Here is an 11507-nt window from a genome sequence, read left to right on the forward strand (position 1 = left end):
CGTCGCCGCGCACCACTGGCCGCGCGCCGACGACGAACAACACGGACCATCGACTACGTACCCACGGACGATCACCCCGGCGCCTTTGGCGACCCGTGTGATCGAAAAGGACAGGGAGAACATCGTGACCTCCATCCCCGCCGTCACCCTCAACAACGGCGTCACCATGCCGCAGCTCGGCTTCGGTGTCTTCCAGGTCCCCGACGAGGAGACCACCGCCGCCGTCGCCGGCGCCCTGCGGGCCGGCTACCGCAGCATCGACACGGCCGCGATCTACGGCAACGAGCGCGGCGTGGGACAGGCGCTCGCCGACTCCGGCATCGCCCGCGACGAGCTGTTCGTCACCACCAAGCTGTGGAACACCGACCAGGGCTACGACAGCACGCTCGCGGCCTTCGACGCCTCCCTGGACAAGCTCGGCCTGGACCACGTCGACCTGTACCTCATCCACTGGCCGACCCCGGCCCGTGACCTCTACCTCGACACGTGGCGTGCGCTGGAGAAGCTGTACGCCGACGGGCGCACCCGCGCCATCGGAGTCTCCAACTTCCAGCCCGCGCACCTGGAGCGCCTGCTCGGTGCCGCTACCGTCGTCCCGGCCGTGAACCAGATCGAGCTCCACCCGGGCCTCCAGCAGGCCGAGCTGCGTGACTTCCACGCCCGGCACGGCATCGTCACCGAGGCGTGGAGCCCGCTCGCCCAGGGCGCCGTCCTCGATGACGAGGCGGTCACCGCGATCGCCGCCGCGCACGGCAAGAGCCCGGCCCAGGTCGTGCTGCGCTGGCACCTGCAGATCGGCAACGTGGTCATCCCGAAGTCGGTCACCGAGACCCGTATCCGCGAGAACTTCGACGTGTTCGACTTCGAGCTCGGCCCGCAGGAGATCGACGCGCTCACCGCGCTCGACCGCGGCCTGCGCACGGGCCCGGACCCCGACACCCTCAACTAGCCGGCCACCCGGGCCGACGCCCCACCACCAGCGACGCCCCCGCTTCGTACCCCCCACGCAGCAACGCAGATTGAGGCACCACCATGAGCATCCGCTCCCTCCTGCCGGGCCGCATCGGCTTCGGCACCGCACCGCTCGGCAACATGTTCCGCGCCATTCCCGACGACGAGGCCGCCGCCACCGTGCAGGCCGCCTGGGACCAGGGCATCCGCTACTTCGACACCGCGCCCCTGTACGGTGCGGGGCTGGCGGAGATCCGGCTCGGCGGGGTCCTCGCCGACAAGCCGCGCGATGAGTACGTCCTGTCCACCAAGGTCGGCCGGGTCATCCTCGACGAGGTCGAGGACCCCGCGAGCCGTGAACTCGGCGAGAAGGGTGCTCTGTTCGAGCACGGCCGCCCCAACAAGATGGTCAACGACTACAGCGCGGACGCGACGCTGCGCTCCGTCGAGGACAGCCTGAAGCGCCTCAGGACGGACCGCCTCGACATCGTCTGGGTGCACGACGTCGCCCAGGACTTCTACGGCGACGACTGGGTCGGCGTGTACGAGAGCGCCCGCACCGGTGCGTTCCGCGCCCTGACCCGGCTGCGTGACGAAGGCGTCATCAAGGCCTGGGGCCTCGGCGTCAACAAGGTCGAGCCGCTGGAGATGACGCTGGACCTGGACGAGCCGCAGCCCGACGCGTTCCTGCTGGCCGGCCGCTACACGCTGCTCGACCACTCGCGAGCCCTCCAGCGCCTGCTGCCGGCCGCGGCCGAGCAGAACGTCGACATCGTGGTCGGCGGCCCCTACAGCTCCGGCATCCTCGCCGGCGGCAGCCACTTCGAGTACGCCGAGGCGCCCGCGCACATCGTCGACAAGGTCGGCCGGATCAAGGCGCTCGCGCAGCAGCACGGCATCGGCATCAAGTCCGCCGCGCTCCAGTTCGTGCTGGCCCACCCCGCCGTCGCCGCGGCCATTCCCGGCGCGACCCGGCCCAGCCGCATCGCCGAGGACCTCGCCGCGCTCGTCGAGCCCGTCCCGTACGGCTTCTGGAAGGCCCTGCGCGAGCAGAAGATCATCGCGCACGACGCGCCGGTCCCCCTGAAGGACGCCTCGTGACCGCCGCCCGCGCCACCCTCGACGTGCGGCAGTCCGCCGACCGGGTCTGGCAGCTCATCGGCGGCTTCCACGCCCTGCCCGACTGGCTGCCGTACATCGCGCGGAGCCGGTCGAGCGAGGGTGGCCGGCTGCGCACGCTGACGAACGCCGAGGGCGCCGTCATCGTCGAACGCCTCCAAGCCTTCGACGAGACAGCCCGCAGTTACACCTACTCGATCGAGCAGGCCCCCTTCCCCGTCACGGACTACCGTTCCACGCTGCAGGTCGTGGACCGCGGCGGCGACGGATGCCGGGTGGAGTGGTCGGGCACGTTCACCGCGGACGGTGTCACCGACGCCGAGGCGACCGCGCTCTTCGAGGGCATCTACCGGGACGGCCTGGCCGCCCTGGCGGAGACCCTCGCCGCCTGACCGGGGCGGGCGCCGGCCGCCGAGAGCAGCCGGGATCCCGGCGATCCCGGCCCTCCCGGTCGCACGCCCCGGCCGCGGCGGCGGAGCGAGGCTCATACCGGCGTGGCCGTGTCACCCGGAGGCCGGCGGAGCAGGTGCAGACAGACGACCGAGGCCACGACGGTCCGTCGGTCGGAGGCGTCCAGGCGGGCGTCCACTTCGACCACGTACTGCTGCAACCCGATCCACGAGTCGATGGTGCTCACCGTGACCCGGCCGAGGATCTCCGGCGCCGGGCCTCCTTCCGGATCGGACTCCGTGAGATGCCACTCGGCGTACAGGAGGCCGGGCCGCGCGAGGAGGAGCCGGCGTCCCCGCTCCGTCCGGAGGTCCAGTCGGCGGGACTTGACGAGTCCATGAGCGTCGACGGTGCCGACCTCCCGGTCCGCGGCATCGACGAAGCGGAACCGCGCCGGTCCGAACTGCTCGATACGGACGATGAACTCCCCGGACGTCCCGGTGAGGACGGAGCGCGCGTCGTCGGTGTACGTGACCTGGCCGAGCGGGGCCCCCGTCGCGGTGGACAGGACCAGCCCGGGCCCCGTGTATCTGCGCCACCACGACCGCTTCGGCTGCCCCACCACGACGGTCTCCAGCCCGAACAGACCGGCCGGCGGCATCGGTCCTTCTCCGCCCTCCACGGCATCCCCCTCGACCCGGTACGTCTCCCGCCACCCGGCAGCGCACCCCGAGCGGGCGGTGCCTGGGCGGTGGCGCAGGAGACGCGCACCTACATACCGGCCGGATCCTGCGGTCCCCGTCCCGACAGCACTTCCCCGTACGCCTGCATCAGGTCCGGCAGCCGCAACGTCGCCAGGTCGTCCCGCGACAGCACCCCCGGATACACCGACAAGCGCAGATCCCGGTACGCACAGCTCTTCTCGTACAGCGTCCGCAGGAACCGCCCGTTGCCCAGCTCGTCGATCCACCCCTGGTCGACCACGTGCCCGGCGATCGACCGCAGCTCCTCCAGCGCCTCCTCGTCCCACGCGTCACCGTTCTCCGTGGCCAGCACCTCGCCGATCGAGGTCAGCTCCAGGGGCCGGTAGGAGGGAAAGTCCACGCGGGTCGTGAAACGGGAGGAGAGACCTGGGTTGGCGGCCAGCAGCCGGTCCATGCCCTCCGGATAGCCGGCCAGGATCACCACCAGGTGGTCGCGGTTGTCCTCGGCCCGCTTCAGCAGCACTTGCAGGGCCTCGTCGCCGTACGCGTCCCCCTTGCCGTAGCCGGAGTTGGACAGCGAGTACGCCTCGTCCACGAACAGCACCCCGCCGATCGCGGAGTCGATCAGCTCGTTCGCCTTCACGGCGGTCTGGCCGAGGTACTCGCCCACCAGATCGGCCCGCTGCGCCTCCACCAGGTGGTCGCCGCCCAGCAGCCCCAGCGCGTAGAACACCCGCCCGAGGATCCGTGCGACGGTGGTCTTCCCGGTGCCCGACGGCCCGGAGAAGACGAAGTGGCGTTTCGGCGGCTGCACCGGCAGCCCCTGACCGGCCCGCAGCCGGGCCATGTTCAACTGTGCCGACAGCGCCTTGACCTGCCGTTTCACGGGCTCGAGCCCGACCATGCGCTCCAGTTCGGCGAGCGCCTCCTCGAGTAACGCGGGGTCGGTCGGCCCGGCCGGCAGCGGAGGCGAGGGCGCGACCTTCTCGCGCACCGCCGGATCGACCACCGACGGCATCGCCCCCGCCGGCGGCTCCGCCTCCCCGAACCGCAGATCGCGACCCTCCGCGCCGAAGAGCGGGTCGAGCATGTCCGGCCCGTCCACGACGTCCTGACCGGCGCCGGTGAGCGTGATCGCCGCGAGGTCGGCGCTGTCGTCGTACCCGTCGCCCTCGGCGATCGCGGCCAGCCGCGCCGAGGTGTCCATGAACGCGGGGTCGACCCGGTGCACGGCCCGGTAGAGGGGGAGCGCGGCGGCGCTGCGCCCGGTGCCCTCGTGCGCCCGCGCCAGCCAGTAGCGCAGTTCCTTGCGCTGCGGCTGCTCGCTGCGGCAGCGCATCAGCGCCGCCGACAGCAACGGCTCGGCCTGGCCGTACATTTCGAGGCGGACCCGGGCCATGCCGCCGAAGAGGCCCGCCTCGATGCCCAGCATGGGATCGTCGAGGAGCGGGTCGGTGTGCCGTACCAACTGCTCCCAGTCCTTGACCAGATAGGCCCGGCAGGCGTGCAGGAAGCGGACCTGGGGGTCGGCGTCCACGGGCGGCAGCCCGGCGAGGGCCCGGTCGAGTTCCGGGACGTGCCGGCCGTCCAGCCAGTGCGAAGCGTGGGCGAGCAGCAGATCGCGTGGGTTCTCCAGGACCGGCTGCACCCACCAGCCCAGCCAGTACCAGGAGTTGAGCGCGCGGCGGTGCCGGGCGCGCTGATCGCCGAAGCGGTCCCGGTGCCGGAACATTCTGAGCAGCGCGGTCGTCGTGTCGACGCGCAGCGCGTGCAGCCCGAGCCAGGCGTCGGCCATCCCGGGATCCATCCGTACCGCGGCCCGGAACTCCTCCTCCGCCTGCGGATAGGCGCCCATCGTGTAGGCGTCCACGCCTCGCAGCCAGGCGAGGTCGGCCGGGGCCTCGAGGCCCTGCGTGCCGAATTCCATCACGTCCCCCACAAACCGTGCCCCCGTGGTTGGCCCCCGGGCTCCCCCCGATGGCCGCCGTTGGTCGAACCGCTGTGCCGCGGACCGGAGTTGCAGATGCGCGAAGCAGCCGTTCGAAGGTCGCACCGAGGGCATCGTACCTGCGGTTCCACCGCCCGCCGAAGGGTGCCGCACAGGCCGTTTGGCGAGGTGGGAGCAGACCGGGTGAACGCCGCTCGGTGACCGAGGGTGAGCGAGGAGGCGCACGCGGCGCACACAAAAGGGGTAAAGGGCAGAACGAAGCCCCCGATCACGGGGGAACAACCGGGGGCTTCGCGTCTGTGGGGCGGCTCCCTAGGGCCGCTCATTCAGAACGTAAGTCCTGTACGGCCCTTGGGTCAAGCCGAGTTGAGGTACTGAGGCAACTTCTTCAGGGTGCGTCTTCACAAGTTCAGCACACCGCCGACGGCCCGTCACGGTGGGTGACCGACTGGTCCGGTCCAACGGTGTTCTCGTGTCCCGAAAGTACCTCGTACCCCTTCTGTGACTGTGTTACCAAGAGGTCGGCGTAGGGCCTGGAGGGGTCCTCGGCGAAGTGCGCGCGTTCCGCCCTGACCCATTCGACCCAGAAGTCCCGCTGTTCCGCCCCGTCCCGCAGCCTGCCCCGGGTCCAGGACTCCTCCGGCCGCATCTCCATCCACAGCAGCCGTGCCAGGAACGGGCGCAGCGCCCGGCGCCCGGCGCCGACGCCCTCGACGAGCACCACGGGGGCCGGCGGCAGCGGTCGGGGCGGCCCGAAGGCGCGGGCGCGCCAGTCGTAGGGCCGGTAGTGGGCGGTGTCGCCGCGGCCGAGCGGCTCGATCACCTGGGTCAGCAGCCGTCCGGTCCAGGCGAACAGCTCCTCGTGGCTGGCGATGTCGTCGAGGTGGAGCACCGGTGCCCCGCCCAGCGCGGTGGCCAGCCGCCCGGCGAAGGTGGTCTTCCCGGAGCCTGCGTGCCCGTCGACGGCGACGAGACGGACCGGGCCGCAGGAGGGCGGCAGGCTCTGGAGTGCGGCGGCGAGGCGGTGGATGACGATTCCCGGGGTGTGCTGAGGTGCTGTGTGGTGTGGTGTCGCGTGGTGTGGGGCGTTTTCCGGAAACATTCTAGTAGTGCGGCGCATAGCGGGCGTTTACGGCCTCCTGGAAGTAGCGGCTTGAACTAATTTCGAGCCGTTCTCCAGCATCCTCGTTAATATTTCCGACTCGCTGACCGATATGTCGAAATCGGACGTTCCCGGTGCGTCCGCCGCTGAGTAGGGTGCCTTCTGCGCGACTGCGAAGCGTCGAACGGGGACGGACAGGGGAAGATGGCCGCGGAGTTATTCGAGGGGCAGTACGTATGGCATCCGGCGGCCGATGACCGCTTGCTCGCGAGCGTTTGCGTGGATGTGCGCGCCGGGAGATATCGCAGCGCCCGCGAGGCCCTGGCCGAGACCCGTGCCGACTTCGCCCTGCGCGCCCACCGTTCCCTGGTCCTGGCCTCCGAGGCGGCCGGCACCGACCTGGTCGAGCGCTGGCTGGCCGAGGAGCCGAGCCCCGAGTCCGCGCTGATGTGGGCCCGGGTGGCCGTGCAGCGGGCGATCCGGGCGGCCGACGCCCGCGACGAGCGCGCCGAGGCGCTGGAGCGGATCGCCCTCGCCGCCTGCGACCGGGCCTCCACCATGAACCCCGCCGATCCCACACCCTGGGCCGCCAAGCTGGCCATGGCCCGGCTGCACCGCCCGCACGACCCCGCCCCGAGCGGCCTGCTGACCTCGCCGCCCGGGCCCTGGCGGCTGTTCGCGCACACGCTCGCCCTCGACCCCTGGCACCGCGAGGCCCACCACCGTTTCCTGTCCTTCTTCTTCACCCGCTACGGCGGTTCGGTCAACGCCGCCTGGGACGTCGCCGCCTTCCTCGCCCAGCGGGCCCCCGCCGACTCGGCGATACGGCTGCTGCCCCTGGTCGCGCTGGTGGAGAGCCACAACCCCACCCAACTGCTCGCCGAGCGGGTCTGGGAACAGCCGCAGTGGCGCGCCACCGCACTGTCCATCTACCACAACTGGCAGCCCGCGGCCGCCGGCTACCGGTTCACCCCGGTGCTCGACCTGGCCTACCTCGCGCACGCCCTGGTCATGGCCCAGCGTGAGTTCGAGGCCCGGGCGGTCTTCACGGCCATGGGGCGGTACGCCTCACGGATGCCCTGGAGCGTCTTCGGAGAGCCCGCCGAGCAGCTCTCCCGGGCCCGCCGAGCCTGCGGCCTGCCCACCCCCTCGTAGAGAGACCCTCACAGACCTCGCAGAGAGACCTTCACAGACCTCACAGAGAGACCCTCACCGAGAGAAAGGCCGGTACGTGTCAGAACGCACAGCGGACCCCGTCACCCTCGACGACGATGCGACCCTGCATGCGATGGGTTATCCGCGGAAACTCACCCGCCGATTCCAGGCGTTCGACAATTTCGCTATCTCCTTCACCATCATCAATATTCTCTCCGGGATCTTCTCGTCCTTCGGATTCGGTATGAACGCGGGCGGCCCCCGCATTCTCGTGTTCGGCTGGATCGGCGTCTGCGTGATGGTGCTGTGCATCGGCGCAGCCATGGCGGAAGTCGCCTCCGCCTATCCGACGAGCGGCGCGCTTTATTTCTCGGCCGGCAAACTCGCCAAACGGCACAAGGGCGCCTGGTCCTGGTACACGGGCTGGCTGAACTTCGTGGGCCAGATCGGCGGTACCGCGGCCACCGGATACGCGGCCGCCACCTTCATCCAAGCCTTCGTCGCCCTGCAGTGGTCCTCGTACACGCCGACCGCCCACCAGACGGTCCTGATCACGGCCCTGATCACCGTGGTCCAGGGGCTCGCCAACACCTACACCGTCCAGCTCGTCGCCGTACTGAACCGGATTTCCGTGTGGTGGCTGCTGATCGGACTCGTGGTGATCGTGAGCACACTGATCGTGATGCCCGCCCAGCATCAGTCGGCATCCTTCGTGACGCATTTCGTGAACAACACCGGCTTCACCAACGGCCTTTACGGCGGCATGCTCGGCCTGCTGGTCACCAGCTGGACCTTCACCGGCTTCGACGGCAGCTTCCACATGTCCGAGGAAACGGTCCGGGCGACCGTGAACGCCCCCAGGGGGATCATCCGCTCGATCGGCTATTCGGCGATCACGGGTCTCGTCCTGATGCTCGCGCTGGTGTACAGCATCGGCGACTACGACAAGGTGGCGAGCTCTTCCGCGCCGCCCGTCCAGATTCTCATCGACGGACTCGGCATGGGCTGGGCGAAGGCGATGCTGCTCGTCGTCATCGGTGCCATGCTCTTCTGCGGTCTCGCCAACCTCACCAGCAACACCCGGCAGATCTTCGCCTTCTCCCGGGACGGCGCCATGCCCGGCTCCCGCCTGTGGCACTCGGTCTCGCCCCGCACCCGTACCCCCGTCAAGGCCGTATGGCTCGCGGTGGCCTGCTCCCTCGCGCTGATCGTGCCGGGCTGGTGGTCGCACACGGCGTTCACCGCGATCGTCAGCGTCAACGTCGTCGGGCTGTTCCTCGCCTACGCCGTGCCGGTGTTCCTGCGGCTGCGCCTGGGCGACGAGTTCCAGCCGGGGCCGTGGAACCTGGGCCGCTGGAGCAGGCCGGTGGGCTGGCTGGCGGTCGCCTGGATCCTGCTGAGCAGCGTCCTGTTCATGCTGCCGCAGGCCTCGCCGATCACCGTCGACACCTTCAACTACGCGCCGATCGCCCTGGCCGTCGTCCTGGTCGTGGCCACCGCCTGGTGGTTCGCCACCGCCCGCCGCCGCTTCCAGGGTCCGGTCAGCTACGGCCGCCCCGACGAGGTCGCCGCGATGGACCTCATCTGACGGCGGTGCGGGAGGCCCCGGTGGAGGGGGCCCCGGCGCCGGGTGCCGGGCCCTTTCAGCGGACGAGACCAATATTGGTGGGCGTGGCATGGGCGGAAGTGCTGGCAGGGGCATGCCCCCTGCTCCATAGTTGGCGCACCGGACCAGCAGCGTCGCGCACACCTGGGGGTCTTCCACCCATGAGCAGAGCCGAACAGCCCTCCCGCAGAACAGTTCTGGCCGCCGCGGCCTCCGTCGCGGCGGCCGCCGTCGCCCAGGGAATGGTCCCGGCGGTCCCCGCGGCCGCGGCGTCGGACACCGACACCGAGGACACCGGCCGGGCCCGGGCCCGGCCGGTCGACTACCACTCGTGGACCACCTACAGCGACTGGCGGACCGGCACCGCCAAGGGCGTCCGCGCCGTCTCCGGGCGCCGTCCCGGCGTGGTGATCGGCACCCCGGCCGGCACCACCTCCTACACCGACCCGCACACCGGCACCACCGCCGACTGGGAGTACGGCACCTGGACCGGCCCGGTGCGCCGGCTCACCGTGCCCGCCACCGAGACCATCGCCTCCTGGAACGCGGACACCCCGGCCGGCACCTGGATCCAGGTCGAACTGCACGGCACCTACTCCGACGGCACCGCGACCCCCTGGTACGTGATGGGCCGCTGGGCGGCCGGCGACCAGGACATCAGGCGGACCTCGGTGGACGGCCAGACGGACGGCAAGAGCACCATCTGGACGGACACCTTCGCCATCGACGACGCCACCACCGGCCTGCGTCTGACCTCGTACCAGCTGCGCCTGACCCTCTACCGCAAGCCCGGCACCAAGCTCACCCCGACCGTCTGGCGGCTCGGCGCCATGGGCTCCGACATCCCGGACCGCTTCACCGTCCCGGCCTCCGTCCCGGGGCTGGCCCAGGAGCTGAAGGTCCCGCGCTACTCGCAGGAGATCCACAAGGGCCAGTACCCCGAGTACGACAACGGCGGCGAGGCCTGGTGCAGCCCCACCTCCTCGCAGATGATCGTCGAGTACTGGGGCGGCCGGCTCACGCCCGCGCAACTGGCCTGGGTCGACCCGTCGTACGCCGACCCGCAGGTCTGCCACGCGGCCCGCCACACCTACGACTACCAGTACGCGGGCTGCGGCAACTGGCCGTTCAACGCCGCCTACGCGTCCACCTACAAGGACCTGCAGGGCGTGATAACGCGACTCGGCTCGCTCACCGACCTGGAGACGCTGATCGCGGCCGGCATCCCGGCCATAACGTCCCAGTCGTTCCTGGCGAGCGAGCTGACGGGCGCCGGCTACGGCACCTCGGGGCACCTCATGACGGTGATCGGCTTCACCGCGGACGGCGACGTGATCGCCAACGACCCGTGCTCGGCCGACGACGACGCGGTCCGCCGGGTCTATCTGCGGCGGGAGTTCGAAAACATCTGGCTGCGGACCAAGCGGTACAACGCCTCCGGCAAGGTCGCCTCCGGCACCGGCGGCGTCTGCTACCTGTACTTCCCGGCCTGCCCGACCCCGGGCCAGCTCAAGGCACTCGCGGCGGTGGGCGTGCGCTGACCGGGCACGACGGCGGCCCCCGGACGGAGCGGGGGCCGCTTTCCTGTGACCAAGCTCTCCGCCGCAAAAGCCGCAATCGGTGGCATGGTGGACGGCATGACCACGCACTCCACCACCGCCGCCCGTGCCCGAACCGGCGGACCCGAGGACGACGGCCCGAAGGTCCTGGAACACGTCATGGGCTGGACCCTTGTCGTGGTCATCGCCATGTTGGTGACCCAACTCGGGCTGCTGTGACCTGACCCACTACCCGACCTGGCATACTGCGGATGTCCCGCAGCCTGCTGAGACCAGGGTCTAAATTGAATATTAGTCAACAACGTGCCGCCGCCCGTCCCCGGGCGCGCGGCACCGAGCGCTCCGTGGCCCGTCGTGCCGAACTCATCGCCATCGGGCGGAAGTTGTTCGCCGACACCTCGTACGACGCGCTCTCCATGGACGACATCGCCAGGCAGGCGCATGTCGCCAAAGGGCTGATCTACTACTACTTCCAGTCCAAGCGGGGCTACTACCTGGCGATCATCCAGGACTCGGTCGCCGACCTGGTCACCTATGCCGGGAGCGGCGTGGAGCTGCCCCAGGTGGACCGCGTCCACCGCACCATCGACAGCTATCTGCGCTACGCCGAGTACCACCAGGCCGCGTACCGCACGATCGTCAGCGGCGGCGTCGGCTTCGACGCCGAGGTGCACTCCATCCGCGACGGGGTGCGCGAGGCGATGGTCGGGACCATCGCCGAAGGCGCCTACGGCCGAAGCGACATCGCCCCGCTCGCCAGGATGGGCCTGCTCTCCTGGCTGTGCAGCGTGGAGGGCGCGACCCTCAGCTGGATCGAGCACCCCGAACTCACCCGCGACACCATGTGCGAGCTGCTGGTCAAGACGCTCGGCGGCACCATGCGCGCCATCGAGGAACTGGACCCCGCCTACCCCGCACCGGCCCCGGCCCGCCGGGACGCCTGACACGTACAAGGGGCGGAGGTCTCGTGGAA

At 70.5% G+C, this 11507-nt stretch carries 11 protein-coding genes; 8 read left to right on the forward strand and 3 right to left on the reverse strand.

What is annotated here, in order from left to right; translation table 11 throughout:
* The first annotated feature begins 166 nt into the window (after positions 1 to 166).
* From ACWDGI_RS15540 to ACWDGI_RS15550, 3 genes are all read left to right on the forward strand, one after another.
* Positions 167 to 949 (forward strand): aldo/keto reductase, encoded by a 783-nt coding sequence (locus ACWDGI_RS15540; RefSeq protein ID WP_450759316.1) that lies wholly within the window; start codon positions 167 to 169, stop codon positions 947 to 949.
* An 83-nt stretch (positions 950 to 1032) separates the two neighbouring features.
* On the forward strand, positions 1033 to 2052 hold the full coding sequence (locus ACWDGI_RS15545; protein WP_450759177.1) for an aldo/keto reductase: 1020 nt from the start codon (positions 1033 to 1035) through the stop codon (positions 2050 to 2052).
* Entirely contained in the window at positions 2049 to 2462 is a 414-nt protein-coding gene (locus ACWDGI_RS15550; protein WP_450759178.1) for an SRPBCC family protein, read from the forward strand. Before ACWDGI_RS15545 ends, ACWDGI_RS15550 begins: the two co-directional genes overlap by 4 nt.
* Before the next feature lie 92 nt (positions 2463 to 2554).
* Here the strand turns inward: ACWDGI_RS15550 and ACWDGI_RS15555 are convergent, their stop codons facing one another.
* The 3 genes from ACWDGI_RS15555 to ACWDGI_RS15565 all read right to left on the reverse strand — a co-directional run bounded on the left by ACWDGI_RS15555 (position 2555) and on the right by ACWDGI_RS15565 (position 6214).
* On the reverse strand, positions 2555 to 3121 hold the full coding sequence (locus tag ACWDGI_RS15555) for a hypothetical protein (protein ID WP_450759180.1): 567 nt from the start codon (positions 3119 to 3121) through the stop codon (positions 2555 to 2557).
* Positions 3122 to 3231: 110 nt separating this feature from the next.
* Positions 3232 to 5091 carry an AAA family ATPase gene (locus ACWDGI_RS15560; RefSeq protein WP_450759182.1) on the reverse strand — a complete coding sequence of 620 codons (1860 nt, stop codon included), beginning with the start codon at positions 5089 to 5091 and terminating at the stop codon, positions 3232 to 3234.
* A 430-nt stretch (positions 5092 to 5521) separates the two neighbouring features.
* On the reverse strand, positions 5522 to 6214 hold the full coding sequence (locus ACWDGI_RS15565; RefSeq protein ID WP_450759184.1) for a uridine kinase family protein: 693 nt from the start codon (positions 6212 to 6214) through the stop codon (positions 5522 to 5524).
* A 204-nt stretch (positions 6215 to 6418) separates the two neighbouring features.
* Here ACWDGI_RS15565 and ACWDGI_RS15570 point away from each other — a divergent pair, with 204 nt between their 5' ends.
* The 5 genes from ACWDGI_RS15570 (at position 6419) to ACWDGI_RS15590 (ending at position 11478) form a co-directional block, all read left to right on the forward strand.
* Complete coding sequence (locus ACWDGI_RS15570; protein ID WP_450759186.1) at positions 6419 to 7369, forward strand: hypothetical protein; 951 nt, start codon at positions 6419 to 6421, stop codon at positions 7367 to 7369.
* Positions 7370 to 7502: 133 nt separating this feature from the next.
* Complete coding sequence (locus ACWDGI_RS15575) at positions 7503 to 8957, forward strand: amino acid permease (protein WP_450759317.1); 1455 nt, start codon at positions 7503 to 7505, stop codon at positions 8955 to 8957.
* 179 nt (positions 8958 to 9136) lie between these two features.
* Positions 9137 to 10516: a peptidase C39 family protein gene (locus ACWDGI_RS15580; protein ID WP_450759188.1), complete on the forward strand. Its 1380-nt coding sequence runs from the start codon at positions 9137 to 9139 to the stop codon at positions 10514 to 10516.
* Positions 10517 to 10612: 96 nt separating this feature from the next.
* Complete coding sequence (locus ACWDGI_RS15585; RefSeq protein WP_450759190.1) at positions 10613 to 10753, forward strand: SCO1431 family membrane protein; 141 nt, start codon at positions 10613 to 10615, stop codon at positions 10751 to 10753.
* A 65-nt stretch (positions 10754 to 10818) separates the two neighbouring features.
* On the forward strand, positions 10819 to 11478 hold the full coding sequence (locus ACWDGI_RS15590) for a TetR/AcrR family transcriptional regulator (RefSeq protein WP_450759192.1): 660 nt from the start codon (positions 10819 to 10821) through the stop codon (positions 11476 to 11478).
* Positions 11479 to 11507: the final 29 nt, after the last annotated feature.

The sequence above is a fragment of the Streptomyces sp. NPDC001220 genome, from assembly GCF_053597895.1.

Bases quoted from the DNA above. Each gene is read 5' to 3' on its own strand.
- ACWDGI_RS15555 (WP_450759180.1), bottom strand. From the start codon at position 3,121: ATGCCGCCGGCCGGTCTGTTCGGGCTGGAGACCGTCGTGGTGGGGCAG.
- ACWDGI_RS15565 (WP_450759184.1), bottom strand. From the start codon at position 6,214: ATGTTTCCGGAAAACGCCCCACACCACGCGACACCACACCACACAGCA.
- ACWDGI_RS15570 (WP_450759186.1), top strand. From the start codon at position 6,419: ATGGCCGCGGAGTTATTCGAGGGGCAGTACGTATGGCATCCGGCGGCC.
- ACWDGI_RS15545 (WP_450759177.1), top strand. From the start codon at position 1,033: ATGAGCATCCGCTCCCTCCTGCCGGGCCGCATCGGCTTCGGCACCGCA.
- ACWDGI_RS15585 (WP_450759190.1), top strand. From the start codon at position 10,613: ATGACCACGCACTCCACCACCGCCGCCCGTGCCCGAACCGGCGGACCC.
- ACWDGI_RS15580 (WP_450759188.1), top strand. From the start codon at position 9,137: ATGAGCAGAGCCGAACAGCCCTCCCGCAGAACAGTTCTGGCCGCCGCG.
- ACWDGI_RS15575 (WP_450759317.1), top strand. From the start codon at position 7,503: ATGGGTTATCCGCGGAAACTCACCCGCCGATTCCAGGCGTTCGACAAT.
- ACWDGI_RS15560 (WP_450759182.1), bottom strand. From the start codon at position 5,091: ATGGAATTCGGCACGCAGGGCCTCGAGGCCCCGGCCGACCTCGCCTGG.
- ACWDGI_RS15540 (WP_450759316.1), top strand. From the start codon at position 167: ATGCCGCAGCTCGGCTTCGGTGTCTTCCAGGTCCCCGACGAGGAGACC.